Genomic DNA, 25595 nt, shown 5'->3' on the forward strand with positions numbered 1-25595 from the left:
GGGACTTTCACCGCATCGGACGCGGGGAAAGTCCCCTTCGCCGGGGTTGCGGTCGTCAGCTTGAGGTCGGGAAGTGGAAACCGGAGGTGGAGTGCGGCCAGCGCGTCGTGACGACCTTCGCCCGCGTGTAGAACCGGACGCCCGCCGGGCCGTGGATCGGGCTATCCCCGATGAGGGAGTCCTTCCAGCCGCCGAAGGAGTAGTACGACATCGGCACCGGGATCGGCACGTTCACCCCGATCATCCCGACCTTCACCTCGCGCTGGAACCGCCGCGCGGCCTCGCCGCCGCCGGTGAAGACCGCGGTCCCGTTGCCGTACGGGTTCGCGTTGATCAGCGCGATCGCTTCGTCCAGTGTGGACACCCGCACGATCCCGAGCACCGGCCCGAAGATCTCGTCGCGGTAGGCGGCCATCTCGGTGGTCACATGGTCCAAAAGGGACGGACCGACGAAGAAACCCTCTTCGTGCCCGGCGACCCGGAGGTCCCGGCCGTCGACCACCACGGTCGCGCCCTGTTCCGCGCCGAGGGCGACCGAATCGATCACCCGCTGCCGAGCTGCCTCCGTGACCACCGGGCCCATGTCGTTGCCCGCCTCGTGACCGGGACCGACCTTGATCTCGGCGGTCTTGCGCTCGAGGATCTCGACCAGCCCGTCGCCGGCCGAGCCTACGGCGACGCCGATGGAGATCGCCATGCAGCGCTGCCCGGCGGAACCGAACGCGGCGGCCGTGAGATGGTTCGCGGCGTACTCCAGATCGGCGTCGGGCAGGACGACGGCGTGGTTCTTGGCCCCGCCCAGCGCCTGCACGCGTTTGCCGGTGGCCGTCGCACGGTCGTGGACGTATTTGGCGATCGGGGTCGACCCGACGAACGACACCGCGGCGATATCGGGATGCTCCAGGATCGCGTCGACCGCGACCTTGTCCCCGTTGACCACGTTGAAGACGCCGTCGGGAAGCCCCGCCTCGGCGTACAGCTCGGCGACCAGCCGGGACGCGGACGGGACGCGCTCGCTGGGTTTGAGGACGAACGTGTTGCCCGCGGCGATGGCGATCGGGTGCATCCACAGCGGCACCATGATCGGGAAGTTGAACGGCGTGATCCCGGCGACGACCCCGAGCGGCTGCCGGAAGTCGTGCACGTCCACGTCCCGCGAGACCTGGTCGGAGAAGCCGCCCTTCAGCGCGTCGGCGATCCCGCAGGCGTACTCGACGATCTCGCGGCCGCGGACGATCTCGCCGCGCGCGTCGTCGATCACCTTGCCGTGCTCGGCGGAGATGATCCGCGCGAGTTCGTCCTCGTGCTTCACCAGCAGCTCGCGGAAGGCGAACATCACCTTCGTCCGCTGTGACAGCGACGAATCACCCCACGCCTCGAACGTCTTGGCCGCTGCCGCCACCGCGGTGTCCACATCGGACGGTTTCGCGAGGAGCACCTCCGCCCGCGCGCGTCCCGTGGCCGGGTCGTACACCGGGGCGGTGCGGGTGGAGCCCGCCGTGGTCGCGGCGCCGTTGATCCAGTGGTCGATGGTCTTCACGCGTTGTCCTCCACGGGTGTTCACAGCAGTCCGACGGCCGTGTCGACGGCCTTGGCGACGTCGCCGTCGTGCGGGTAGAGCAGGGACCGGCCGACCACGAGGCCTTGCACGGTCGGCAGCGCGAGCGCGCGTTGCCAGTCGGCGAACGCGGCGTCGGGATCCTTGACCTCGCCGCCCAGCAGGACGACGGGCAACGTCGAGGCGGCCAGCACGCGCTCCATGTCCTGCACCACCGGGAGTTTCAGCCAGGTGTAGGCCGACGAGCGGCCGAGGGCGGAGGCGATGGTGATCGAGCGGATCACGGCGTCCGGGGAGAGGTCGGTGCGGAGGCGTCCGTCGACCCAGTCCGCGAGGAACGGCTCGACCATCGCGATCAGTTTCCGGTCGGCGAGGTCGTTGACCGCCTTCGCGGTGTTCTCGAGGACGCTCGGCGTCGCCGGGTCGGTCAGGCAGATCCTGGTGAGCGTCTTGCCGCCGTCGAACCGCATTCGCTCGATGGTTTCGGCGTCGTAGCAGGCGAACCGGTCGTCGATCTCGAAACTCGATCCCGCGAGCCCGGTGCGGTTCATCGAGCCGATGACGGTCTTGCCGTCGAGGGCGCCGAGGAGCAGCAGGTCGTCGACGATGTCCGGCGTCGCCAGCACACCGGTGACGCCGGGGCGTTCCAGTGCCAGGCCGAGGCGGTCGAGCAGTTCGCCGCGGTCGGCCATCGCGAGCGGGTCGGAGCCGACGCCGTTCGCGCCGCGCGCCGGATGGTCCGCGGCGATGATCATCGCCCGGCCCTTGTCGTTGAAGGGGGACTTCGCCCGGACGCGGATTGCGGCGGCCACCGCGACGGCCCCGGGATCGCGCACCCGCGCGGTGACTATCCGGCGCACTGTGTCCGACAACTTCGTACTTCCCGGTTCGCGTGGTCCTGCGACCCTCGCAAGCTGCGAGAGACTTTGTCAAGACATATGGACATAAGGTCATAGTGGCCGGTCGCGGTAGGCTGCGCGCATGAAACCCTGGGCGCCCGGCGAGATCGTGGTCGATCCGAACGGTCCGGAGCCGCTGTACTCCCAGGTCGCCCGGCAGATCGGCGCCGCCATCGAGGACGGCAGGCTGCCGAACGGCGCCCGGCTGGACAACGAGCTCGATCTGGCCGCCCGGCTGCACCTGTCGCGGCCGACCATCCGCCAGGCGATCCAGTCACTGGTCAACCAGGGGCTTCTCGTCCGCAAGCGCGGTGTCGGCACGCAGGTCGTGCGCACCAAGGTCGCGCGGCCGCTGCGGTTGAGCAGCCTCTTCGACGACCTCAGCGAACTCGGCGACAAGCCGGAGTCCGTCGTCCTCGTCAACCGGGTCGAACCCGCGGGCGACGACGCGATCGAGTACCTCGAGACCCCGGGCCTGACCCACGTCCGGCGGCTGAAGCGGGTGCGGTCGACGGGCGGCGAGCCGCTGGCGATCATGAACAACTACCTGCCCGATGGCCTCATTGCCCCGGCCGACGACGAACTGCGGGACAAGGGCCTCTATCAGCTACTGCGCTCGGCCGGTGTCCGTCTGCACGCCGCCCAGCAGAACGTCGGGGCCCGGCAGGCGACCGAAGAGGACGCCGAACTGCTCGACGAGAAGCCGGGCGCGGCTCTGCTCACCATGCACCGCACCACCTACGACGACTCCGGAAAGGTCGTGGAATACGGGTGGCACGTCTACCGCGCGTCGCGCTACTCGTTCAACCTCTCACTGACCAACAACGTTTGACGGTTCGCGTTCCATGTCGGTCTCCAACGCCGCGTACACCGAAGGACGGAACCGCCGCAGCCAGCCGGCGAGCGCGAGCCCGGCCAGCGCGACCACCAGGAGCAGCCACGGCAGGTGCGGGACGACGCCGTTGCTCGACCCGGCGAGCGTCGGGAAGTTGAGGATCGCCAGCGTCACGATCAGCCCGAGCCCCACCGCGCCCAGCCCGGGGGCGATCAGCGTCTTCACGAGCCGCCGATCCCGCGTGCGGCGGAAATAGACCAGAATCGCCACCGCCGCGAACAATTGCAGGGTGAGGATCCCGAGTGTGCCGAAGCCGGTCATGCTCGCGGTGAGGTCGGCGACCGGATCGAGGCCGGCGAGCCGGAATGCCAGCGCCACCAGCGAACCGAAGACCAGCTGGACGATCGAGGCGTAGCGCGGTGCGCCGTTGCGCGGGCTGGTCTTGCCCAGCAACCGCGGCAGGACGCCGACCCGGCCCAGCGCGTACAGATAGCGGGTGGCCGAATTGTGCAGCGCCAGCAGCGCCGCGAACAGGCTGACCACCAGAAGCAGCAGCATCACCTTCGTCAACGGGCCGCCGAGGTACTCCTGAGCCACCGAAAGCACGAGATCGCCGCTCGACAAATGCGCGGCGGCCACGTCCTGTGCCTGCTCGGCACCGATCGCGCTGACCACGGCCCACGTCGTGAACGCGGCGAACACCCCGATGAACCCGATCGCGATGTAGGTCGCCCGCGGGATCGTCCGCTTCGGATCCTTGGCCTCCTCGCCGAACAGCGCCGTCGCCTCGAACCCGATGAAAGCGTTGGCGGCGAACAACAACGCGAGTCCGCCCGCCCCCTGGAACACGACGGACGGGCTGAACGCGGCGAACGAGAAGCCGTGCCGGAACAGCACGCTGAAGTCCATGATCAGCAGAATCGCCACTTCGAGGATCAGCGAGACACCCAGTACCTTCGCGCTGACCGCGATTCCCCGGCGGCTGAGCAGGAGGACCAGCGCGACCGAAAGCGCGCTCCAGAACAGCCAATCGAGTTTCACGCCGAAGACGTCGTCGATCGCCGTGGAGGTGAAGAACCCGCTCGTGCCGATCGCGCCCGCGACGAAACAGTTGTAGCCGAGCATCGCGACGAACCCGGCGACGAGACCCGGTGTCCTGCCCAGGCCTTTGACCACGAAGGCGTAGAAGCCGCCTGCGCTGGTGAGCACCCGCGACATCTGCGCGTAGCCGACGGCGAACAGCAGCAGGACGACCGTCGCCAGCAGGAACGCCGCGACCATGCCGCCGCCGTTCCCGACCGCGATGCCGATGGCCGCGATCACGATCATCCCGGTCAGGGGCGCGACCGCGGCGAGCACGAGGAAGACGATGCCCGGCACGCCCAGGACGTTCTTGGCGAGCGACGTGTCGTCTCGGCTCATGCGGTGCTCCTCGTCTCGGCTGGACGGCCAGTATGGGAGCGGAAGCGGGCGCGGGCTTTGTCCGTGTGCGCGTGGCACTTGTTCGGCAGCGCCTGTTTCGTCGTCTTGAGTAAAAGAGACGCACCTCGATGCCGGAAGTCCCTACCACTCCCGATCCCGTGATTCCGGGGCTTTTATAGTCTGAATATGCTATAGCACGGGTGTTCGACTCGGCGTAGTGTTGATCTTGTGTCCAGCGATGATGCATCTCCGAAGACGTCCACCGAGTGGTGGCGCGTCGATACCGCGACGCTGCATGCCCGCAAACAAGAACTGGAGGTCCTGAAGCGCCGGGCGGATGCGGAACAGAACGCGATCGTCGCGGAAATCAATTCCCGCGGGGTTCGCGGATGCAGCGGGCATTCGACGTTGGCGGCGTTGATATTTGAGGACTTCCTCGTACCGGACAAGGAAGCCTCCGCCCGCGCTGACCGGGTGCTGGCGTTGCATCCCGGCCCGTCCATCGGTGGGGACCCCGAACCACCCCTGGCGCCCCTCACGGCCGAGGCCGCTGTGGAGGGCGCGATCGGCGGTTCGCAGATCGACGCCATCATCCGCACCCTCGCCCGTATCCCGTCCACGTCCCGGAAGAAGACGTGCGGGCCGGGGAAGCGATCCTGGTCGAGTTGGCCCGCCGCGCCGGACCCCGGCAGATCGCCCGCGCCGGACGCCGCCTGCTCGACGAACTCGACCCCGACGGGAAAGAACCCCGCAACGAGGACCCCAAAGACATCCGGCTGGAGTTGCGGTTCGTGAAGCACCGCGATGGCACCCTTGGCCTGAAAGCGAGAGTCGACCTCGAAACCTACGCCCGCCTGAAATTCGACCTGGATCCGATGGCCAAACCCCACAAAGCCATCGACGGCGTGCGGGACTCCCGCACCCAGGACGAACGCTACGGAGACGCGTTCACCGACTACGTTCGGTTGAAAACCACCAGCCGCAACCTTCCCGGCCAAGCAGGCGAAGCCACCCACATCCTGGTCACCATGTCCTACGACGACCTCATCCGGGACATCGGCGAAGCCCACCTGGACCTCGTGGGGCCGATCAGCGCCACCGACGCGAGGATCCTCGCCTGCGACGCCCGCGTGCGCCCCGGCGTACTCGGCACCGCAGGCGAGCCCCTCGACATCGGCCGGTCCAAACGCACCGTGTCCCCCGCCCAGAAATACGCGCTCACTCTCCGCGACGGCGGCTGTGCTTTCCCCGGCTGCGACATGCCCGTACCCCGCTGCACCGCCCATCACCTTGTTTTCTGGCGGCACCACGGCGAAATCAAAATCGACGATCTCGTGCTGTTGTGCACTCGGCATCATCGGCTGATCCACCGCAGCGAATGGAAAGTCCGGATCGCCCAAGACGGCTTCCCGGAATTCACCCCGCCCGCCTGCCTCGACCCGACCGGCACACCGAGGCGCAACACCATGCACCTCACGACGTAGGCCGAACCCGTTGTTCACACCAGGTAGGGATCGCCGGGGGCGGCACCTCGGAATCCGAGAAACCACTCAAGAACGAGGCTCAGGAAAGGAAGACCATCCGTGCGGCTTCTCCAGGATCTCGATGGTCGCCTGGTCGACGAGGAAATACTGCCCGCCGTCCTCGCGAGGGTTCGTGTAGGCCGCCGTCGCGATCGATCGGCCGAAATCGGCCATCACCGCGATGGGATAGCCGCCGTCGAAGATCTCGCCGTGCGCGGCCGTCGCGACGGTCCCGGTTTCGTACCAGGTGACGAAATACTGCGCCGGGCCGGTTTCGAAGACGCGCAGTGTGGCCTCTTTCTGCCGGACGCCGGCGAAGTCGCCGGACACGCCGGTCCAGATCATCGTCGTCCGGTCCGCGTAGTGCTGCTCCAGCACGTTTCCGGAGCCGTAATGGAAGTTCGCGCGGAGCCCGACGAGGTCGGTGCTGAGCGGATGGGTCCCGGTCACGGGGAAGAAACGGACGTCGAGTCGCACGGGCTGAAACCTCCGGATCGCTGGTATCCGCAGGTTTAGCAGCCCGTCGCACCTCGATCGTTGTCCGGCGAAGCGATCCTCTTGTCGGTGAACGCGAGGATCAGTCGAACATGCCGGGCTGGTAGTCACCGGCAGGCGTCCGGGCGATGACGTTGAGCCGGTTGTACGCGTTGATCGCGGCGATCAGCGCGATCAGGGCACCGATCTGCTCGTCGTCGTAGTGCTTGCGCACCTGCGCCCAGGTGTCGTCGCTGACGCCGTGGTGCGCGTCGGCGATCCGGGTGCCCTCCTCGGTGAGCGTCAGAGCCGCGCGCTCGGGCTCGGTGAACACGTTCGCTTCCCGCCAGGCGGCGACCAGGTTGAGTCGCACCGAGGTCTCGCCGGCATGCGCGGCGTCCTTGCTGTGCATGTCGGTGCAGAAACCGCAGCCGTTGATCTGGCTGGCGCGCAGCTTCACCAGTTCCTGGGTAGCGTGCGGCAGCGAGGACTCCTCGATCGGCCGGTTCGCGGCGCCGAGACGCTTGACGTACTTGACGATGACGTCGTTCTCGAACAGGTTGATGCGCGGTTCCATGATCTTTCCTCTCCTTCGGTTCTGCACACATGACGAGTGAGGCCGAGAGGTTGTGACAGCTTTGGACGTGACGCCGGTCACCCGTGGAAGAGATCCGCGAGGATCTCCGCACCGTCGACGACGCGGGGGCCAGGCCGGTTGAAGTAGGCCGGCCCGTCCAAGACGTGCACGGCCGGGATGTCGTCCCAGCCTGGCAAGCCGGTCAGCAGCGGTAGTTCCGCCTCGGTCCGCTCCGGTGGGAAGCCACAGGGCATGAGCAGCAGCACGTCGGGTCTCGCCGCGACGACGGCGTTCCACGTGATCGGCCGGATGTGTTCGCCCGCGGCGGCGAGCAGCGGGATGCCACCGGCGGCGTCGATCTGCTCCGGGACCCAGTGCCCGGCGGGCCAGAGCGGGTCGAGCCATTCGATGGCCGCCACCCTCGGCCGCGGTCGCCCCGCGACTCGGTCCCGGACCGCCGCCAAACGGTCCCGGAGAAGACGGGTCTCAGCGGCCGCGCGTTCGGAGACGCCCAGCACCTCGCCGAGCGTGGTCAAGCAACTGAAGATGCCGTCGAGCGTTCGCGGTTCGAGGCTGACCACCTTCGTGTCGCCGTCCATCGCGCGCACGGTCTCCGACACTGCCGGTAGGAGACCGCGCAGACGTCGCAGAGATCCTGCGTGAGGACGACGTCGGGTTCGGCCGCCGCGAGCAGCGTGGCGTCCAGGGAGTACAGGGCCGACCCGCGATGCTCCCCGCCGACGGCCGCCGAAATCTCCCGGCTCGACAGGACGTCGTGGTCGATCGTGCTGCTCGTGACCACCGGGACGTCGTCCAGCGCGCCGGGTGGCCAGTCGCATTCGTGGGTCCGGCCTGCCAGTGACGGCAGGAGGCCGAGAGCCGCGACGAAGTCGGTCGCGGCGGGGAGCAGCGAGACGATCCGCATCCGTCCACGGTAGGTGACCAGCGCATTCTGCACATCTGCGCGGAGCAAATGCGTGAAAGTGCGCTAACAGAGCATTGACGTTGCACAAAACTGCACCTAACGTGACACCTATTGCGCACAACTGGCACGGATGGGGAGTTCATGAGCGGGACCTTCATGGCGGCGGAGATCGCGAGCCAGCCCGGCTTCTGGCGGGAAGCGGCGGCGCTGGCCTCGGCGAACAGTGACCTGTTGCCGCCGCCGGGCGCGCGGGTCGCGATCGTCGGCTGCGGCACCTCGTGGTTCATCGGCCAGGCGTACGCCGTCCTTCGCGAGTCCGCCGGGCTCGGCGAGACCGACGCCTTCGCCGCGTCGGAGTTCCCGTCCGCCCGGGGTTACGACCACGTCGTGGCGTTGACCAGGTCGGGTACGACGACCGAGGTCCACGCCTTGCTGGCGAAGCTGCGGGGCAAGACGCCGACCATCGCGATCACCGGCGTGCCGCGCGAGATCGAGGCCGCCGCGGACACGATCGTCGACCTTTCCGTGGTGGACGAACGCTCGGTCGTGCAGACCCGGTTCGCCACGACGGCGCTGGCGATGCTGCGCGCCCACCTCGGCGAGGACCTGACCGCGGTCGCCGACCAGGCCGAACGCGTACTCGCCGAACCGTTGCCCGACGAACTGGTCACCGCGGAGCAGTTCAGCTTCCTCGGCACCGGCTGGTCCGTGGGCATCGCGAACGAGGCGGCGCTCAAGTTCCGCGAGGCCTGCCTACTGTGGACGGAGTCGTACCCGGCCTGGGATTACCGGCACGGCCCGATCAGCATCAGCGAGCCGGGCCGTGTGACCTGGATGTTCGGGCAGGCGCCGGAAGGGCTGGCCGGCGACGTCGCCCGCGCGGGCGGCCTGTTCGTCGAGAGCGGCCTGGACCCGTTGGCGGACCTGGTCCGCGCGCAGCGTGTCGCCGGGGCCATCGCCGCCCGCAAGGGACTCGACCCGGACAACCCCCGCAGCCTCACCCGTTCCGTCGTCCTGACCTGAGGCCGCCGTGATCGTCACCGTCACGCCGAACACCGCGCTGGACGTCACGTACACAGTGGACGGTCTACGGCCCGGTGACGTGCACCGCGTACGGGACGTGCGGCATCGGGCGGGTGGCAAGGGCGTCAACGTCGCCCGCGTGCTGCACACCCTCGGTGCCGACGTCCGTGCGGTCTTCACCGCGGGTGGCTCGACGGGAGCCGCCGTCGTGGGTGAGCTCGCGGCGGCGGGCATCGCGGCGGGCGTCGTTCCGATCGGCGGCGAAACCCGGCGCACCACCACGGTTCTCGCGGGCGACGGATCGGTCACGCTGCTCAACGAGCCGGGGCCACGGCTCACCGAGGACGAATGGCAAGCGCTTGCGTCGGCCGTCAGAACCCGAAAACCGGACGTACTCGTCTGTTCGGGCAGCCTGCCGCCCGGAGCCGGGGGATACGCCGGGCTCTTCGGCGACACACCGTCCATCTTGGACACTTCCGGCGAGGCACTGCTCGCCGGACTGGCCGGGAAGCCGTCCGTGGTCAAGCCGAACGCGGACGAGCTGCGCGAGGTCACCGGCCTGAGTGACCCCGTGGCCGCCGCGAACGAGCTTCGCAAGGCCGGGGCGGGCGCCGTCGTCGTCTCGCTGGGGCCCGAGGGGCTGCTGGCGGTGACCGGATCCGGCACCTGGCACGCGGCACCGTCCACTGTGCTCCGTGGCAACACCACCGGTGCGGGTGACGCCGTCGTCGCGGCGCTGGCGCTGGGGCTCAGCCGCGTCGAACCGTGGCCGGACATCCTGCGCCGGGCCGTCGCGCTGTCCGGGGCGGCCGTGCTCGGCCCGCTCGCCGGCGACGTCGACCTCGCGCACTACCAAGCCGAACAGGGGCTGGTCGCCGTGCGCGCCCGCCCGGACTAGGAGAACTGCCATGCCTCTGGTGGGAGCCGGGGAGATAGTCGGAGCCGCCGCGGCGGCCAGGAGCGGCTGTGGCGCGTTCAACGCGATCCAGCTCGAACACATCACCGCCATCGTCGACGGCGCGGCCGCGGCCGAAAGGCCGGTGATCGTGCAGCTGAGCCAGAACGCCGTGAAGTACCACGGCTCGCTGGCGCCGGTGGGCGCGGCGGCGCTGGCCGCGGCGAGAAGCGCCGCCACACCGGTCGCCGTGCACCTCGACCACGCCGAATCGGCCGACCTCGTCCGCGAGGCGGTCGCGCTCGGCTTCGGCTCCGTCATGTTCGACGCGTCCAAACTGGACTACACCGACAACGTGCGGACGACCAGGGAAGTCGCCGCGTACTGCCACGACCACGGGGTCTGGGTCGAGGCCGAACTCGGCGAGGTCGGGGGCAAGGACGGCGTCCACGCGCCCGGCGCGCGCACCGATCCGGACGAGGCGGCGGAGTTCGTCGCGTCCACCGGGGTCGACGCGCTCGCGGTGGCGGTGGGCAGTTCGCACGCCATGCTCACCCGGGACGCCGCACTGGACTTCGAGCTGATCGCGCGGCTGCGGGAGCGTGTGCCGGTGCCGCTGGTGCTGCACGGTTCGTCCGGCGTACCGGACGACGGGCTCGCCGAGGCGGTACGGGCCGGAATGACGAAGATCAACATCGCCACCCAGCTCAACAAGGTGTTCACGGCGGCCGCCGCGGAAGACTGGCGCGCGCATCCGGAGCGCGTCGACCCGCGAAAGTACCTCGGTGCCGGGCGCGCCGCGGTCGCCGTCGAGGTGCGGCGGTTGCTGGGAGTGCTCAAGCTTTGATCGGGTTGAACCGGTCAAGGTGACGATTGAGCAGACTTTGCGCGATTGACTGTTGACATGTGCGCGAAACCTCACAAAACTGCGCAACAACAAGCAGAACTTGTGTGATCTTCGATCCAGGTGGTGGCGGATGCGGGTAGGCAGGCTCACGACAGTGACATCAGCGACGGCAGGGGTGGCGCTCCTGCTCGCGGGATGCGGCGGCGGGGACACGGCCGGTGGCACCGGCGAGAACGCGCTTCCGGGCGTCGACCAGTTCCTCAACGCGCCTTGTCCGGAGGCGGCGGCGAAACCCGCCACGGACAAGGAATTCACGTACTGGTCGATGTGGACGGCCGACGAGCCGCAGGGCAAGGTCCTCCAGAAGGCCTTCAAATGCTTCCAGGAGAAGACCGGCGTCAAGGTCGACGTGCAGTGGCTGGGCCGCAAGGCCTACACGCAGAACCTGGTGCCCGCGCTGAACACCGACGCCGTGCCGGACCTGTTCGACCAGGACGTCAGCAAGGTCGGCGCGGCGGTCATGACGCCGGGCGGCACGCAGAGCGTCGACGACGTGTTCGCGATGAAGGTCGGCGAAGGCGACAAGACCGTCAAGGACGTGCTTTCGCCCAGCTCGTACGATTTCCCGCAGAACAAGGATCGCGAGGGCCACAACTTCATGGTCCCGTACACGATCCAGTCGAGCGCGTGGTGGTTCAACAAGGACACCGCCGGCGACATCCAGCAGCCGAAGACGATGGACGAGCTGATCGGCCTGTTCGACAAGGCGAAGGCCGACGGCAAGGCCGCCATCAGCCTCGACGGCGACATCCCGTTCTACAACATGTACTTCTACACCCAGCTCGCCGAGCGGTACGTCGGTGCGGGCGGGCTCTACAAGGCCGCGACCGACAAGACCGGCCAGGCGTGGAAGACCGAGCCCGGCTTCCTCAAGGCGGCCACCGAAACCGCGAAGCTGCCCAAGTACTTCATCGATGGCTGGGACGCGGCGAAGTTCCCGCAGGTGCAGCAGCGCTGGGCGGACGGCGACTCCCGGTTCCTCTACGTCGGCAGCTGGGCGCCGAGCGAGACCCGCGAGTACCTGGACAAGCAGGGCGCCGGAACGAAGATCAACTACGGCTCCTTCCAGTTCCCGATGTCCGAAGGCGCCACGCACGACACCGTCGAGCAGATGTCGATCGGCTTCTCGGTGACCAAGAAGGCCAAGCACCCCGAGGCGGCCAAGGCGTTCATCGCCTACTTCCTCAACAAGGACCTGCTCGCCGGGATCCCGATCGTGGCCGACAACCTCGTGCCGCGCGCCGACCTCGCCGTGCCGGACGACCTCAAACAGGTCAAGGCCGCGCTGGACGACCCGAAGAAGGAACACGTCCTGCAGTACGACGGGATCGACGGCGTCGCCGGCGGCAAATGGCAGACCGACGTCTTCGACCCCGCCGACATCGCGCTGCTGAAGGGCCAGATCACCCCGCAGCAGTTCGTGGACCAGCTCGCCACCAAGGGCGCCGAGTTCTGGAAGAACCAGGGCTGATGGCGACGGTCACGACGCCGACGACGCCGACGACACCGTCGGCGAGGTCGGTGAACGCCGGGGCGCACCTGCGCCGCAAGAAACGGCTGTTCTGGCCGTTCGCCGCGCCGGCACTGGTGCTGTACCTGGCCTTCCTGGTACTGCCGACGATCGCGACCGTGGTGCTGAGCTTCACCAGCTGGGCCGGCGCGGGGGACACGCCGGAACCCAACGGCGTCACCAACTACACGCAGATGTGGGCGAGCGACTCGTTCCAGTACGCCTTCCGCAACACGCTGATCTACGTGTTCCTCGGCGGGATCGGCACGTTCGCGCTGGCGTTCCTGTTCACCATGGTGCTGCGGGACATGAAGGGTGGCAAGATCGTCCGCGCCATCCTGTTCTTCCCGAACATCGTGGCGCCGGTCGCGCTCGGCATGTTCCTCGGCTTCGTCTTCAAGTACCAGCCGGGGAAACAGGGCCTGGCGAACTACGTGCTGGAAAGTCTCGGCGCGGACGCGGCGAAGTTCCTCGCACCGTCCAATGTGACCGGTGTGGTGACGGCGTCGCTGATCTGGGCCAGCTCGGGTTTCTACATCACCATCCTGATGGCCGCGGTCGACCGCATCCCGCCGTATCTCTACGAGGACGCCGAGCTGGGCGGCGCTTCGCCATGGCAGAAGTTCAAGCACATCACGCTGCCGATGACCTGGGACGTCGTCGGGGTCGCCGGGGTGCTGTGGACGATCAACGCGCTCAAGATCTTCGAGCTGGTGTTCGTGCTGGCCGGTCCGGGCACCTACGCCCCGCCCAACGAGGCGTGGACGCTGGGGATCTACGTGTTCGACCGGACCTTCGGCTCGAACGGCACCCCGGACTTCGGTGCCGCGTGTGCCTGCGCGGTGGCGATGATCGCGCTGGTGTCCGTGCTCGTGGTCCTGCTCCGCCGGTTGATGCGCCGTGACGCGATCCAGTTCTGAGGGAGACGAAATGTCCGTCACCGACGTCGAGGTGCCTGCGCGCCCGTCGCCGAAACCGGTGCGCAAACCGCCACGCAAACCGCGTCCGGCGCCCGGCTCCAAACGGTTCAGCCCGTTGCGGGTACTGGGTTCCACGATCGTGTGGCTGTTCACCGCGGGCAACATCCTGGTGCTGTACTGGCTGCTCACGGCGTCGTTCAAGACGCCGGTGGAGATCTTCACCAAGCCGTTCGCCCTGCCGTACCAGTGGTTCCACGTCGGCAAGCCGTTCCGGAACTTCATCTACGCCTGGAACAACGCCGGTTTCGGGCAGGCCGTGCTGACCACCGTGCTCCTGGTCGGGCTGGCGACGGTCGTGACCGTCGCCGTCTCGGCGCCCTGCGCGTATGCCCTGACCAGGCTCGGTGTCCGCGGTGCCGGCCCGATGACGAACGTCGTCGCGATCGGGATGGGCGTGCCGTTCCAGACCGTGATCATCCCGCTGTTCGTGGTGCTCAGCAAAGTGCACCTGGACAACGAGTACGGCCTGTTCGTGCTGTACGTGGCGCTGTCGATCCCGTTCACGGTGTTCCTCATGACGGGCTTCTTCCGGTCGCTGCCGGACGAACTGGAGGAGGCGGCCGCGCTCGACGGCGCCTCGCCGACGCGCACGTTCTTCTCGGTCATGCTGCCGCTGACCCGGGGCGGCATGATCACCGCGCTGACGCTGAACGCCATCGGCCTGTGGAACGAGACGCTGCTGGCGATCGTGTTCCTCAAGGACCAGGCGCATTTCACGCTGTCGCGCGCGCTCTTCACCTTCTACGGGGCCGCGAGCTACCAGTCGGAGTACGGCGGCCTGATCGCCGGGGTGGCGATCGTCGTGCTCCCGATGCTCGTGCTCTACCTCGTGCTCGCCCGCCGGATCATCACCGGCCTGACCCTCGGCGCCGGAAAGTAGGACCTGATGGCCACCGTGACCTTCTCCGACACCACCCGGTTCTACGCCGGAGTGGACCGCCCCGCGGTCGACGGCCTCGACCTCGAGGTCGCCGACGGCGAATTCCTGGTGCTGGTCGGCCCGTCCGGCTGCGGGAAGTCGACCACGCTGCGCATGCTCGCCGGGCTGGAAGGCGTCGACGACGGTTCCATCCACATCGGCGACCGCGACGTCACCGAACTCCCGCCGAAGGACCGGGACATCGCCATGGTGTTCCAGAACTACGCGCTCTACCCGCATATGACGGTGGGGGAGAACATCGGTTTCCATCTGAAGCTGGCGAAGATGGCCAAGGCCGAACGCGAACGCAAGGTGCGCGAAGCCGCGGGCGTCCTCGACCTGACCGAGTACCTGGACCGCAAACCCGCGAACCTGTCCGGCGGGCAGCGGCAGCGCGTCGCGATGGGGCGGGCGATCGTGCGCGAGCCCAGTGTGTTCCTGATGGACGAACCACTGTCCAATCTGGACGCGAAGCTCCGGGTGCAGACGCGGACCCAGATCGCGTCCCTGCAGCGGCGGCTGGGCATCACGACGCTCTACGTCACGCACGACCAGGTCGAGGCGATGACCATGGGCGACCGGGTCGCGGTGCTGAAGGACGGGATCCTGCAGCAGTGCGACACTCCGGTCGGGCTGTTCGCGAAGCCGGTCAACGTGTTCGTCGCCGGGTTCATCGGCTCGCCCGCGATGAATCTCCTGAAGACCACTGTGGACGCTGATGGCGCCGTCGCCGGTGGTACGCGGCTGCCGTTGACTCCTGCGCAACGTTCGGCGCTGACCGGTCCCGGCATCGTCGTCGGCGTCCGGCCCGAGGGCTGGACGATCGGGGACGGCGGTTTCGAGGCCGTCGTCGAGGTCGTCGAGGAACTGGGCAGCGACCAGTATCTCTACTGCCGGGACGGCGACCGCGTGCTGACGGTCCGCACCCCGGGCATGGCCCCGTGGCAGCGTGGCGAGCCGATCACGCTGACGCCGCAACCGGGCGCGGTGCACCTGTTCGACGCCGCCACCGGCGATCGGCTCCCGGACGCATGACCCGCCTGTACCGCACCGGGTTACTGCTGCCCGCCGCCGAGCTGGGGCCGGAGAACCCGTTGCCACCGCTTCGGAAGCCCGAAGCGGTGGCCAAGGTGTCCAATGTGGACGAGCTGCCACCGGACCTGGCGGAGAACATCGGCTACGGCCGTCTGGACACGCCGCTGCCGTGTCTGCTGCAGGACGGCTACACCCGCGAGCGCACGGAACGCGAGCTTGCGGCGCTGGTGCTGGAGAACGACGAACTCCGCGCCACCGTGCTGCCGTCACTGGGCGGACGGCTGTACTCGCTGGTGCACAAGCCGTCGGGCCGCGAGCTGCTCTACCGTAATCCGGTGTTCCAGCCCGCGAACCTCGCCCTGCGGGACGCGTGGTTCGCGGGCGGTGTCGAATGGAACCTCGGGAGTACCGGGCACACGACGCTGACCTGCGAGCCGATGTTCGCCGCGGAGATCGAGGGCCCGGACGGCACGCCGATGCTGCGGCTGTGGGAGTGGGAACGCACTCGCGACCTGCCTTACCAGATCGACTTCTGGCTGCCCGACGGGTCGGATCACCTGCTTGTGGCCGTGCGGGTGCGGAATCCGCATCCCCACGACGTCCCGGTGTACTGGTGGTCGAATATCGCGGTGCCGCAGAACGAAGGCACCCGGGTGCTCGCTCCCGCGACCCAGGCGTGGCACTACGGCTATTCGGGGCGGCTCGACCTGGTCGACGTGCCGGGTGAGCTGACCTATCCGGCCCGCGCCGAAGCCGCGGCGGACTACTTCTTCGAAGTGACCGGAAGGCCGTGGGTCGCGGCCGTCGAGGCTGACGGGACGGGGGTGGCCCAGCTGTCCACCGGCCGCCTGCGTGGCCGGAAGCTGTTCCTGTAGGGCGAATCCACCGGCGGACGCCGCTGGCAGGAATGGCTGGCTCCCGGCGCCGGTGGCTACCTGGAAATCCAGGCCGGGCTGGCCCGCACCCAGCTGGAACACCTGCGCCTGCCGCCAGGGGAGAGCTGGGACTGGCTGGAGGCCTACGGTCCGGTCGCCGCGGATCCGGCCGCGGTGCACGGCGAAGACTGGACGGCGGCCCGCGAAGCCGTCGCCGCCGGTCTGCCGTCCGCGGAAGTCCTGGACGAGTACCACGACGACTGGCGGAAGATCGCCGACGTCACCCCGGAATCCTTCCTGGCCACCGGTTCCGGCTGGGGCGCGCTGGAGAACCGGCGCGCGCCGATGTGCCTGCCCGGCACGCCGTTCCCGGACGAGTCACTCGGGCCTGTCCAGGAGCCGTGGCTCGCGTTGCTCGACGGGACGCCGCCGGACGGGGATCCGCTCACGGTGCCACCGCCGACGCTGGTGAACCGGTACTGGGCGGATCTCCTGGAGTACGCCCCGAAGAACTGGCTCACCTGGTACCACCGCGGTGTGGCGTACTGGGTGGCCGGACGGCATTCGGACGCGGTCGGTGCCTGGCGTGAGTCGGTCTCGACGGCCGAGAACCCCTGGGCACTAAGGAATCTGGCGGTCGCCACCGCCGGGCACGAGGCCGCCTGGCTGTACCGGCGGGCGGTCGCTCTCGCGCCGTCACTGCGTCCTCTGGTCGTCGAGGCCATCGCGGCGCAACTCGCCGCCGGCCTCCCGGACGAAGCCGGCGAGCTGCTGGCCGGGCTGCCCGTGGAGGGGCGGATCGCCCTGCTGACCGCCCGCACCCGGCTCGCCCTCGGCGACGTCGCCGGGGCCAAGGCCGTGTACGACACGGGTTTCGAGGTCGCGAACATCAGGGAAGGGGAAACGTCTTTGTCGGACACCTGGGCGGCGGTTTCCGAGGAACCGCTGCCGGAACAGCACGACTTCCGGATGAAGTGACCGGCCTGGCCACTCGACCGGCGTGCCGCACGCGGCGGACAACCGCGATGCAGCATACTGCTCGAAACAGTGGCCAACAGCGCAACGTCATGCGCGATAGGCCGCAGCGAGCTAGGAGTGGCGCCGATGGCCCGGCACGAACGGCTGAGCACCCTGCTGGACCTGCTGGGGCAGCGGGAAAAGATCGACGTCGAGGACGTGGCCGAGGAGCTGAACGTCTCCGCGGCCACGATCCGGCGCGACCTCGATCATCTGGCGGAGCAGCAGTTGCTCACCCGCACCAGGGGTGGTGCGGTGGCCAACGATCTCGCCTACGACCTGCCGTTGCGGTACAAGACCGCCCGGCACGTGCCCGAGAAGCAGCGGATCAGCGTCGCCGCGGCGGCGCTCGTCGCGCAGGGCATGGTGGTCGGCCTCAACGGCGGGACCACGACGGCCGGGGTCGCGCGATCGCTGGCGACGAGGTCCGATCTGGCCGGTCTTCGTGATTCGCCAGGGCTGACCGTGGTCACCAACGCGCTGAACATCGCACACGAACTCGCGGTCCGGCCGCATGTGAAGATCGTGGTCACCGGCGGGGTCGCGCGTCCGCAGTCGTTCGAGCTCAGCGGCCCGCTGGCGACGCGTGTGCTCAGCGAACTGACGATCGACCTGCTGTTCCTCGGCGTCGACGCGTTCGACGCCGACGCAGGAGCCTTCGCGCATCACGAGGGCGAGGCGAGTATCAACCGGCTGATGGTCGAGCGGGCGGAACGCGTCGTCGCGGTCGCCGACGGCTCGAAGCTGGGCCGTCGCGCGTTCGCGCGGATCTGCGCGACCCCGCAGGTGCACGCCCTGGTCACCGACTCCAACGCCGATCCGAAGGTGCTGCGGGCGTTCGAAGCCGCCGGCGTCGAGGTCCAAGCCGTCTGACCAAGCCCGTGAAGGCCCGTTTCCTATCGAGATAGCGCGGACCTGGTTCTGAACACTGACAGGGCGGGCAACTGCCGCGAGTGTCCACAAGGGACACTTCTTGACGACGGAATGTCCAATCGATGCACGTATGTCCGATTTCGCGCGGGGTCGTGAGTGGCAAAGAGGGTTAGAACGACCCAAAGCACTCACGACCCCCTCGCAAAGATGCGCAAATCGCTCGAATCGGGCACTGTGATCTCGTTTAGAGTCCCTTATGGACAGTCAGGATCCAGGGCTCTTGACTGAGCCTGCTCCTGTGAGCCCCATCGGCAGGAATGCAGACCAGCAGCTCTGCGACTTTGCCGGGGCCCTGGCCCCGAGGGCAGGGAAGGGACCTTCACGTCTTTTGCGCACTCCTTGTGACATAAGGATCTTCGGGCGACCCGACGAAAGTCGGCAGCACCGCTTCGGCGGATGACTTTGCGCGAACCGTGCGCTATACAGAGACTATCTTGCGTATTCATGCGCGAAAGGTGTCTCGAATGAGCAGAGTTGCGCAATCCCTGAGTTGTTTGGCCGCAGTGGCCTTACTCGGGCTTTCCCCGGTCGCCGCCCACGCCGATCCAGGCGCGGCGGCGTCCGGCAAGCTGGGCGATCTGACCGGGATCTCCGGCGACGGCGCCACGGTCACCCTGAAATCGGGAAGCGCCGCGGTACGCGTCAGCTTCCCGGCCGAAGGCGCCGTCCGGGTCTGGCTGGCGCCGGACGGCACGTTCACCGATCCGGCCGGGAGCAAGATCGTGCTGCCGCGCACCGGCGAGCCGGTCACGCCGAAGAGGACGGACAAGGGGGACTACTGGGCGGTTTCCACGGCCAAGGCGACGCTTCGGGCGTACAAGCACCCGTTGCGGCTCGCGTTGTACGACGGTGCGGACCGCAAGCGGCTCTGGGAGGAGTCGGCCCCGCTGTCCTGGACCGACAAGCAGACCACGCAGACCCTGACGCGGACGGCGACCGAGCAGTTCGTCGGCGGCGGCGAGCAGAACGGCCGCTTCAGCCACCGTGACCAGACGATCCGGATCTTCGCGGACTACAACTGGAACGACGGCGGAGCCCCGAACTCGCAGCCGTTCTACGCCTCCACGGCGGGGTACGGCGTGCTGCGCAACACCTTCGCGCAGGGCACCTACGCCTTCACCGAGCCGGTGCGCACGACACACGACGAACGCCGCTTCGACGCGACCTACGTCGTCGGCGACGGGCTCAAGGACGTCATCACCGGCTACACCGACCTGGTCGGGAAGCCTTTCCTGCCACCGCTCTACGGTCTCGAACACGGTGACGCCGACTGCTACCTGCACAACGCCAACCGCGGTGAGCGGCACACGCTGGACGCGGTGAAGGTCGCCGAGGGGTACACCGAGCACGGGATGCCCAACGGCTGGATGCTGGTCAACGACGGCTACGGCTGCGGCTACGAGAACCTCCAGCAGACCGGTGAGGGTCTCCGCAAGAACAACATGCAGCTCGGCCTGTGGACCGAGAACGGCGTGCCGAACCAGGTCGAAGAGGTCAAGGCCGGGGTACGGGTCCGCAAACTCGACGTCGCGTGGGTCGGCCCGGGGTACGAATTCGCGCTGGACGCCTGTGACACCGCGTACAAGGGCATCGAGGACAACAGCGACGCGCGCGGTTTCGTCTGGACACCGGTCAGCTGGGCGGGCGCGCAGCGCTGCGGCGTGCTGTGGAGCGGCGACCAGGCCGGTTCGTACGACTACATCAAATGGCAGATCCCGACCTACGCCGGCGCCACGACGTCCGGCATGGCGTACAACACCGGCGACATCGACGGCATCTTCGGCGGCAGCCCGCAGACCTACGTCCGCGACCTGCAGTGGAAGGCGTTCCTGCCGGTCTCGATGACGATGGACGGCTGGGCCGCGTCGGACAAGCAGCCGTGGCGCTACGGCGAGCCGTACACCTCGATCAACCGCAAGTACCTGCTGCTCAAGGAGCGGTTGCTGCCCTACACCTACAGCCATTCGGTGGAGGCGCACAAGACCGGCGTCGGCCAAGTCCGCCCGCTGGCGCTCGAGTACCCGGACGACCCGAACGTCTGGGGCGAGAAGGCGAAGTACGAGTTCCTCTCCGGCAAGGACTTCCTGGTCGCCCCGGTGTACGAGAACTCGACCGTGCGCAACGGCATCTACCTGCCGAAGGGCACCTGGGTCGACTACTGGAGCGGCAAGACCTACACCGGTCCGACCACTGTGGACGGTTACGACGCGCCGCTCGACACGCTGCCGCTGTTCGTCCGCGCCGGGGCCGTGGTGCCGATGTGGGCCGAGGGCACGAAGTCGTGGCAGACCAGGGACAAGGGCGTGCTCGACCTCGACGTGTACCCGCACGGCAAGGGTTCGTTCACACTCACCGAGGACGACGGCGTCACGCGTGCCTACAAGAACGGCGACCAGGCGAAGCAGACCTTCACCGTGGACGCGCCGACGTCCGGCCTGGGCACGGTGACGGTCGGGATCGGCGCGAGTTCCGGTTCCTACGCCGGAAAGCCCGCTTCACGGAACTACCAGCTGACCGTCCACACGGGAAGCAAGCCCGCGACGGTGCTGGCCGGGACGTCGATCTTGCGGCAATACGGCAGCAAGGCCGAACTGGACGCGGCATCGTCGGGCTGGTGGTTCGATCCGGCCACCGGCGGGGTCGTACGGGTCAAGACGGGCAAGATCGGCGCCGGTGACCGACAGGACGTGCGGCTGTTCGGCACGAGCGCGGTCGGCGGGATCTTCCCCGAAGACCGCAACGGTTCGGTCGCCCTCTCCGTGCCGGCGGTCGCCGGTCCGGGGCAGACCGCGACGGGCACGCTGAGCTTCACCAACGGCACCCCGCTCCCGGTCCGGGACGTCTCGTTCTCCTTGCCCGCCAACGGCTTCCGTGTCGAGGTGCCCGCCGGGCCGCGGCTGGTGATGCCCGGCAAGACCGTCCAGGTCCCGGTGAAGGTGACACCGGACGCGGGCATCAAGCCGGACGACTACCAGCTCACCGTGTCGGCGTCGTACAAAGCGCGGCTCGGGGAGAACCGGGTCACCGACTCGGTGACGGTCACCGTGCCGCACGCTTCGCTGGCCTCGGCGTACGGCAACGTCGGCGTCACCGACGCGGCGCATGTCGCGGTGGGGGACATCGACGGCGGCGGCAGCAGTTTCCGGGCGGAAGGCCTCGCCGAAGCCGGTCTCAAGCCCGGTGCGGGCTTCTCCGCGCTCGGTGCTCAGCTGACCTGGCCCGTGACCGGTAGCGGACAGAAGGACAACGTCCTCGCGTCCGGCCAGACCATCGCGATGCGCGGTTCGGGCACCAAGCTGGTGTTGACCGGAACCGGGACGGGTACGGCGAAGGGCACTGTCGTCGTCCGCTATGCCGATGGCAGCACGAGCCAGGGCGAACTCGGGTTCCCCAACTGGTGCTGTGCCGATCCGGCTCAGTACGGCGCGACCACGGTGGCGACCGTGATGGGCAAGAACACCCGCACGGGGGCGGCGTATCCGACCACGCCGTACCGGGTGTTCGCGAACACCGTCCCGCTGACCGCCGGGAAGGAGGTCGTCGCGGTGACGCTTCCGTCGAACACCGCGATGCACGTCTTCGCGGCGGGCATCGGCTGAGTCCTCGTGAGTGGTAAGGACGGTTCTAACCGTCCTTACCACTCACGAGTCAGGCCGCGACGGGCGTCCACAGTGCGTCGATGGCGCGTTCGGCCTCGGCCTGGCTGGCGTCGGCCAGCGGGATGAGGTCCGCCATCGCCGGGTTGGTCTTCGCCAGGGTCAGCTCGGCGGTGACGAAACGCGGTTCGAGGCCGGTCAGCGAGACGCCGTGCGGGATCCACGCCTGCGCGTGGTCCCAGCCCTCGCGCGGGGTGCCTTCGCCGTATCCGCCGCCGCGCGCGGTCACGACGATGAGGTCACGGCCGCCGAGCAGGCCTTCCCTGGTCTCGGCGTCGAGCGACAGCCCGGGCGCGATCAGGTGGTCGACCCAGGCCTTGACCGTGCTCGGCGGGCCGAAGTTGTACAGCGGCAGGCCCAGCAGGATCGTGTCGGCCGCCTTCACCTCGTCGACGAGCTCCTTGATGAGCCGCCAGGCCGCGGCCTGCTCCGGAGTGTGCTGCTCCGGCGGCGTCGCCTTGGCCGCGTTGGCCGCCGCGTCCAGATGCGGTAGCGGGTCGTTGCCCAGGTCGCGATAGGTGACCGTGCCTTCCGGATGCGCGGCGCGCCAGGCCGCGGCGGCACGCGCGGTGAGGCGGCGGCTGATCGAGTGCTCGCCCGTGATGCTCGAGTCGATGTGCAGCAGGTTCGTCATGCCTACTATCTTGCACAGATAGTTTGTGTAACGCAAACCATTGATGCTGTGGCGACCATCATGGGGAACGTACACTTGACGGGTGCCCGAACTCCCGGTCGTGAATCAGCCCCCGCACCGCTGCGGCGCGCTGCTGGACCACGTCACCCGCCGGATCCGGCTGCGCAGCGAGTCCGTCCTGACCCCGCTCGGCCTGCGGCCCCGGCACCTCGTCGCGCTGACCGTGCTGCGTGACCTGGGCGGCTGCTCGCAGCAGGACCTCGCCAAGACGCTGGAGATGGACAGCACGAACGTCGTCGGGTTGTTGAACGACCTCGAGTCCGCGAACCTGATCGAGCGCCGGCGGTCACCGGCGGACCGGCGCCGCCACATCGTCGAACTCACCGATGTCGGCCTGAAGCAGCTCGTCAAGGCCGAGTTCGCCCTCGCCGCGGTCGAAGACGAGGTACTCGGCGCGCTCGACAAGGGTCAGCGCGAGACGCTGTACACCCTGCTGTACCAGGCGGCGGGCCACGCCGAGCCCGCCGCCTGCTTCGACGCCGCACACGTCGAAAACTGCTAGCCGCCGAGGTCGAACAGGTCGTGAAGCTGCTTGGTGGCTTCGGCGCCGTACAGGACACTTCCGACCGGGACCTCGCTTCCCACCGCGTCGATCACCCGTGCCGTCCACACGGGACCGAACGCGCCGCACAATTCGATCAGCTGCGCCCCTTCGTCGACCAGCCGCCGGGCCGCGGTGACGACCTGGTCCACACGGCCGACCCCGATCAGCACCGTCAGGCACCGCCCAGTGTCCACACGGGACACGTCCCGCGCCGGGTCGCAGCCCTCGGCCAAGTACACGAAACCCCACTGTCGCATGACGATTCTCCTTCGTTCTCGATCACAGTGAGGTAATCGCGGAACGCGGGGTGCCGTCCACGAGGCGGATCCGTACGGCCGTCCGGGAGCGCCGAAGAGCAGAGGTCGGGCGGACGGCGCGGAGATCCGCTGTGGGCGCCGTCATACCAGCGCGGCGATCCGCTCCGAAGATTCGTGCGCCGGGTCCCACACGAGCGCGTGCCGGACGACCGGGGCCTCCCGCAGCGGCAACCAGCGCAGACCTTCGGCCGGTTCCTCTCGGGGACGCAAGGCGACGACGTCGCCACCGTGCCGCAATTCGGCGACGAACAGCGACCGCCGAGGCGGTCCGGTGCGGACGTGAGCCGGCCGCCAGCCCGCCGCCGCGCAGTCCGCGAGCAGCCTGTCATGGTAGCCGGGAGCCAGCTTTCTTTCGTACAGAAGGAGATCCAGGCCGGTGAGATCCTCCCAGCCCACTTCGTCGAGCCGGGCCAGGGAGTGGGCGTCTGAGACGAGCACACCCAACGGCCTCTCGCTCACGACGGCGACGCGCAGACCGTCCACGTCTTCCGGCAAGGCGAGCAGTCCGGCGTCGAGCGCGCCGCGGCGGAGGAGGTCGAGCTGCCGCGCGGCGGGCAGGTCGTCGATCTCCACCGCTTCGGCGTACAGGGTCGCGAGGACGGCCGGCGGCGCGCCCGGCGTCACGCCGACGCGGAGCGGCCTGCCCATGGTGTCGCGGACGGCCCGCGCGCCGAGTTCGGCCTCCTCCAGTATCCGCCGGGCGTGGGGGAGCAGCGCCAGGGCGGCGGCGGTGGGCGTCATCCCCGCCTGGGTCCGGACGAACAAGGCCGCGTCCAGTTCCCGTTCCAGCGCGATGATCTGCTGGCTGAGCGACGACGCGCGGAGGCCGAGACGCTCCGCCGCGCGGGTGAGATGCCCTTCCTCCACCACGGCACACAGATATCGAAGACGTCGTAACTCCACAGCCGCACACTAACCCGTAGGAGAATGGCGGAGTGACTGACGGAGAAGCCCGATGGCGCACCACCACGCACGACTGGGCCGGGTCCGTGGACGCCGGACATCTGAGGCATATCCGCCGGAACCCCGAGGAGTTCGCCCCCGGCGGAGTCGCGCACCTGATCCTCGAAGTGCTCGCCTACGCGGCGGAGGAAGCCGAAAGCACCGGCCGCGGGAAGGCCGTCGTCACGGTCCACCCCGACGGCTCGGTCTCCGTGGCGGACGACGGGCGGGGCACCGATACCCGCGCGGATGGGCACGGCGGCTTCGTGAAGAAACCGGTCATGTCGACCAAGGATCTGCGCTTCTTCGATTTCCCGGGAAAACAATGGCTTCCGGACGGTCATCCGCGTCGCGGGGTGTCGGTCGTGGCGGGCTTGAGCGACTGGCTCGTGCACACCAACCGGCGTCACAACGGCTCTTGGACCCAGCGTTACGAACGCGGCGTCCCGGTCACCGCTCTGACGCCGATCGCCGACGACGGTACGACGGGAACGATGGTCCACTTCTCGCCGGGTGCGGAAGTCGGCCCGGTGCGGCTGCCGGATGTCGACGGGTGGCCGTACTTGAGGGTGGAGGTCGTCCGATGAGAAGGTGCCTGACCGCGGCGGCTTCGGTGCTGGCCCTGCTCACGGGGTGCTCGGCCGAGCAGGAACCGCCGCCCGCCAAACCCGTCTACGACCTGCCCGCGCGTGAGGTCCGTCCGGACGAGACCGCCCTGCACCTGCCACCGGCGCTCAACGGGGAAACCGAGTTCTCGCTCATCGGCCTGGCCGCCGGGCTCCCCAGTCTCACCGGCAGCCACGCCGAATTCGAGGCTAAGGGACAGTTCGTCCGGCTCCGGCTGGTGGTGACGGGAAAGGGCCTCTCCGGGATCCTCTTCGACACGCGGCGCCAGCAACTCGTCACCGATTCCGGCGCGGTGATCGCGGTCGACAACCAGGCCATGACGATCAAACGGCAGCCGGACAAGTTCGAGCTCGGGCGCGGCGTGCGGGTCGAGTTCGACCTCTACTTCGATCTCCCGAAGGAGGCGAAACCCTTGGTGCTGCGGGCTTTCGGCGGCCCGACACTGACCGACATGAAGAACCTCACCGGCACGGACATCAAGCTGACCTGAACTCGGGACACGGCACCG

The 25595-nt window shown here is 68.5% G+C and carries 25 protein-coding genes and 1 pseudogene; 16 read left to right on the plus strand and 10 right to left on the minus strand.

From position 1 onward, the window contains the following. Window positions 1-55 precede the first annotated feature (55 nt). Both BLW75_RS40685 and BLW75_RS40690 read right to left on the minus strand, forming a co-directional pair. Complete coding sequence (locus BLW75_RS40685) at window positions 56-1540, minus strand: CoA-acylating methylmalonate-semialdehyde dehydrogenase (protein WP_034316044.1); 1485 nt, start codon at window positions 1538-1540, stop codon at window positions 56-58. Between the two features lie 20 nt (window positions 1541-1560). Next, window positions 1561-2430 carry a Cgl0159 family (beta/alpha)8-fold protein gene (locus BLW75_RS40690; protein WP_034316041.1) on the minus strand — a complete coding sequence of 290 codons (870 nt, stop codon included), beginning with the start codon at window positions 2428-2430 and terminating at the stop codon, window positions 1561-1563. Window positions 2431-2539: 109 nt separating this feature from the next. Between BLW75_RS40690 and BLW75_RS40695 the strand changes: the two genes are divergently transcribed. Further along, the gene (locus tag BLW75_RS40695) at window positions 2540-3289 is read left to right on the plus strand and encodes a GntR family transcriptional regulator (RefSeq protein WP_034316038.1); all 750 of its coding nucleotides are present in this window, start codon (window positions 2540-2542) and stop codon (window positions 3287-3289) included. Here BLW75_RS40695 and BLW75_RS40700 read toward each other — a convergent pair. After that, complete coding sequence (locus BLW75_RS40700; protein ID WP_034316036.1) at window positions 3269-4714, minus strand: APC family permease; 1446 nt, start codon at window positions 4712-4714, stop codon at window positions 3269-3271. The genes BLW75_RS40695 and BLW75_RS40700 overlap by 21 nt on opposite strands. Before the next feature lie 228 nt (window positions 4715-4942). On the opposite strand from BLW75_RS40700, the pseudogene BLW75_RS40705 reads away from it, so the two are divergent. Continuing rightward, window positions 4943-6198, plus strand: a pseudogene (locus tag BLW75_RS40705) (HNH endonuclease signature motif containing protein). Between the two features lie 66 nt (window positions 6199-6264). Here the strand turns inward: BLW75_RS40705 and BLW75_RS40710 are convergent. The 4 genes from BLW75_RS40710 to BLW75_RS43870 form a co-directional block, all read right to left on the minus strand. Further along, entirely contained in the window at window positions 6265-6714 is a 450-nt protein-coding gene (locus BLW75_RS40710) for a MoaF C-terminal domain-containing protein (RefSeq protein WP_034316034.1), read from the minus strand. 100 nt (window positions 6715-6814) lie between these two features. Further along, window positions 6815-7288, minus strand: coding sequence for a carboxymuconolactone decarboxylase family protein (locus tag BLW75_RS40715; protein WP_034316031.1), 474 nt, complete (start codon window positions 7286-7288; stop codon window positions 6815-6817). 77 nt (window positions 7289-7365) lie between these two features. Next, window positions 7366-7887, minus strand: a complete 522-nt coding sequence (locus tag BLW75_RS43865) for an ABC transporter substrate-binding protein (protein ID WP_241783795.1) — start codon at window positions 7885-7887, stop codon at window positions 7366-7368. Beyond that, window positions 7821-8213 carry a TroA family protein gene (locus BLW75_RS43870; protein ID WP_241783793.1) on the minus strand — a complete coding sequence of 131 codons (393 nt, stop codon included), beginning with the start codon at window positions 8211-8213 and terminating at the stop codon, window positions 7821-7823. The genes BLW75_RS43865 and BLW75_RS43870 overlap by 67 nt, the downstream gene beginning before the upstream one ends. 141 nt (window positions 8214-8354) lie before the next feature. On the opposite strand from BLW75_RS43870, the gene BLW75_RS40725 reads away from it, so the two are divergent. The 11 genes from BLW75_RS40725 to BLW75_RS40770 all read left to right on the plus strand — a co-directional run bounded on the left by BLW75_RS40725 (window position 8355) and on the right by BLW75_RS40770 (window position 21906). Next, window positions 8355-9236: an SIS domain-containing protein gene (locus BLW75_RS40725; protein WP_034316028.1), complete on the plus strand. Its 882-nt coding sequence runs from the start codon at window positions 8355-8357 to the stop codon at window positions 9234-9236. A 7-nt stretch (window positions 9237-9243) separates the two neighbouring features. After that, window positions 9244-10134: a 1-phosphofructokinase family hexose kinase gene (locus BLW75_RS40730; RefSeq protein WP_034316024.1), complete on the plus strand. Its 891-nt coding sequence runs from the start codon at window positions 9244-9246 to the stop codon at window positions 10132-10134. 10 nt (window positions 10135-10144) lie between these two features. Further along, window positions 10145-10978: a class II fructose-bisphosphate aldolase gene (locus BLW75_RS40735; RefSeq protein ID WP_034316021.1), complete on the plus strand. Its 834-nt coding sequence runs from the start codon at window positions 10145-10147 to the stop codon at window positions 10976-10978. Window positions 10979-11108: 130 nt separating this feature from the next. Further along, window positions 11109-12509, plus strand: a complete 1401-nt coding sequence (locus BLW75_RS40740; RefSeq protein ID WP_034316018.1) for an ABC transporter substrate-binding protein — start codon at window positions 11109-11111, stop codon at window positions 12507-12509. Further along, window positions 12509-13468: a carbohydrate ABC transporter permease gene (locus BLW75_RS40745; protein ID WP_034316015.1), complete on the plus strand. Its 960-nt coding sequence runs from the start codon at window positions 12509-12511 to the stop codon at window positions 13466-13468. The genes BLW75_RS40740 and BLW75_RS40745 overlap by 1 nt, the downstream gene beginning before the upstream one ends. Window positions 13469-13478: 10 nt before the next feature. Further along, window positions 13479-14408, plus strand: coding sequence for a carbohydrate ABC transporter permease (locus BLW75_RS40750; RefSeq protein WP_034316012.1), 930 nt, complete (start codon window positions 13479-13481; stop codon window positions 14406-14408). Window positions 14409-14414: 6 nt separating this feature from the next. Continuing rightward, window positions 14415-15482: an ABC transporter ATP-binding protein gene (locus BLW75_RS40755; RefSeq protein WP_034316010.1), complete on the plus strand. Its 1068-nt coding sequence runs from the start codon at window positions 14415-14417 to the stop codon at window positions 15480-15482. After that, on the plus strand, window positions 15479-16357 hold the full coding sequence (locus BLW75_RS43875; RefSeq protein WP_241783789.1) for a DUF5107 domain-containing protein: 879 nt from the start codon (window positions 15479-15481) through the stop codon (window positions 16355-16357). The genes BLW75_RS40755 and BLW75_RS43875 overlap by 4 nt, the downstream gene beginning before the upstream one ends. A 174-nt stretch (window positions 16358-16531) precedes the next feature. Then, complete coding sequence (locus tag BLW75_RS43880; protein WP_241783787.1) at window positions 16532-17335, plus strand: hypothetical protein; 804 nt, start codon at window positions 16532-16534, stop codon at window positions 17333-17335. 126 nt (window positions 17336-17461) lie between these two features. Further along, window positions 17462-18247 carry a DeoR/GlpR family DNA-binding transcription regulator gene (locus BLW75_RS40765; protein ID WP_034316006.1) on the plus strand — a complete coding sequence of 262 codons (786 nt, stop codon included), beginning with the start codon at window positions 17462-17464 and terminating at the stop codon, window positions 18245-18247. A gap of 524 nt (window positions 18248-18771) precedes the next feature. Further along, on the plus strand, window positions 18772-21906 hold the full coding sequence (locus tag BLW75_RS40770) for a TIM-barrel domain-containing protein (protein ID WP_241783785.1): 3135 nt from the start codon (window positions 18772-18774) through the stop codon (window positions 21904-21906). 49 nt (window positions 21907-21955) lie between these two features. On the opposite strand, the gene BLW75_RS40775 is transcribed toward BLW75_RS40770, so the two are convergent. Then, a complete protein-coding gene (locus tag BLW75_RS40775; RefSeq protein ID WP_034316001.1) occupies window positions 21956-22597 on the minus strand; it encodes an FMN-dependent NADH-azoreductase in 642 nt (213 codons plus the stop codon). 82 nt (window positions 22598-22679) lie between these two features. Here BLW75_RS40775 and BLW75_RS40780 point away from each other — a divergent pair, with 82 nt between their 5' ends. Beyond that, window positions 22680-23159, plus strand: a complete 480-nt coding sequence (locus tag BLW75_RS40780; RefSeq protein WP_034315997.1) for a MarR family winged helix-turn-helix transcriptional regulator — start codon at window positions 22680-22682, stop codon at window positions 23157-23159. On the opposite strand, the gene BLW75_RS40785 is transcribed toward BLW75_RS40780, so the two are convergent. Further along, complete coding sequence (locus BLW75_RS40785; protein ID WP_034315996.1) at window positions 23156-23458, minus strand: DUF6506 family protein; 303 nt, start codon at window positions 23456-23458, stop codon at window positions 23156-23158. The genes BLW75_RS40780 and BLW75_RS40785 overlap by 4 nt on opposite strands. Window positions 23459-23599: 141 nt before the next feature. Further along, window positions 23600-24421, minus strand: coding sequence for a LysR family transcriptional regulator (locus BLW75_RS40790; RefSeq protein ID WP_091599487.1), 822 nt, complete (start codon window positions 24419-24421; stop codon window positions 23600-23602). Window positions 24422-24453: 32 nt separating this feature from the next. On the opposite strand from BLW75_RS40790, the gene BLW75_RS40795 reads away from it, so the two are divergent. Together BLW75_RS40795 and BLW75_RS40800 are read left to right on the plus strand one after the other, a co-directional pair. Further along, window positions 24454-25047, plus strand: coding sequence for an ATP-binding protein (locus BLW75_RS40795; RefSeq protein ID WP_034315991.1), 594 nt, complete (start codon window positions 24454-24456; stop codon window positions 25045-25047). Beyond that, a complete protein-coding gene (locus BLW75_RS40800) occupies window positions 25044-25577 on the plus strand; it encodes a hypothetical protein (RefSeq protein ID WP_034315988.1) in 534 nt (177 codons plus the stop codon). Before BLW75_RS40795 ends, BLW75_RS40800 begins: the two co-directional genes overlap by 4 nt. The last annotated feature ends 18 nt before the right edge of the window (window positions 25578-25595 follow it).

The sequence above is a fragment of the Amycolatopsis lurida genome (genome assembly GCF_900105055.1).
GTDB lineage: Bacteria > Actinomycetota > Actinomycetes > Mycobacteriales > Pseudonocardiaceae > Amycolatopsis > Amycolatopsis lurida.

Coding starts and splice junctions, on each gene's coding strand:
- BLW75_RS40775 (WP_034316001.1), bottom strand. CDS start 22,597: ATGACGAACCTGCTGCACATCGACTCGAGCATCACGGGCGAGCACTCG.
- BLW75_RS43870 (WP_241783793.1), bottom strand. CDS start 8,213: ATGCGGATCGTCTCGCTGCTCCCCGCCGCGACCGACTTCGTCGCGGCT.
- BLW75_RS40740 (WP_034316018.1), top strand. CDS start 11,109: ATGCGGGTAGGCAGGCTCACGACAGTGACATCAGCGACGGCAGGGGTG.
- BLW75_RS40715 (WP_034316031.1), bottom strand. CDS start 7,288: ATGGAACCGCGCATCAACCTGTTCGAGAACGACGTCATCGTCAAGTAC.
- BLW75_RS40750 (WP_034316012.1), top strand. CDS start 13,479: ATGTCCGTCACCGACGTCGAGGTGCCTGCGCGCCCGTCGCCGAAACCG.
- BLW75_RS40700 (WP_034316036.1), bottom strand. CDS start 4,714: ATGAGCCGAGACGACACGTCGCTCGCCAAGAACGTCCTGGGCGTGCCG.
- BLW75_RS40770 (WP_241783785.1), top strand. CDS start 18,772: ATGAGCAGAGTTGCGCAATCCCTGAGTTGTTTGGCCGCAGTGGCCTTA.
- BLW75_RS40765 (WP_034316006.1), top strand. CDS start 17,462: ATGGCCCGGCACGAACGGCTGAGCACCCTGCTGGACCTGCTGGGGCAG.
- BLW75_RS43865 (WP_241783795.1), bottom strand. CDS start 7,887: ATGGACGGCGACACGAAGGTGGTCAGCCTCGAACCGCGAACGCTCGAC.
- BLW75_RS43875 (WP_241783789.1), top strand. CDS start 15,479: ATGACCCGCCTGTACCGCACCGGGTTACTGCTGCCCGCCGCCGAGCTG.
- BLW75_RS40800 (WP_034315988.1), top strand. CDS start 25,044: ATGAGAAGGTGCCTGACCGCGGCGGCTTCGGTGCTGGCCCTGCTCACG.
- BLW75_RS40725 (WP_034316028.1), top strand. CDS start 8,355: ATGAGCGGGACCTTCATGGCGGCGGAGATCGCGAGCCAGCCCGGCTTC.
- BLW75_RS40745 (WP_034316015.1), top strand. CDS start 12,509: ATGGCGACGGTCACGACGCCGACGACGCCGACGACACCGTCGGCGAGG.
- BLW75_RS40755 (WP_034316010.1), top strand. CDS start 14,415: ATGGCCACCGTGACCTTCTCCGACACCACCCGGTTCTACGCCGGAGTG.
- BLW75_RS40735 (WP_034316021.1), top strand. CDS start 10,145: ATGCCTCTGGTGGGAGCCGGGGAGATAGTCGGAGCCGCCGCGGCGGCC.
- BLW75_RS40785 (WP_034315996.1), bottom strand. CDS start 23,458: ATGCGACAGTGGGGTTTCGTGTACTTGGCCGAGGGCTGCGACCCGGCG.
- BLW75_RS40695 (WP_034316038.1), top strand. CDS start 2,540: ATGAAACCCTGGGCGCCCGGCGAGATCGTGGTCGATCCGAACGGTCCG.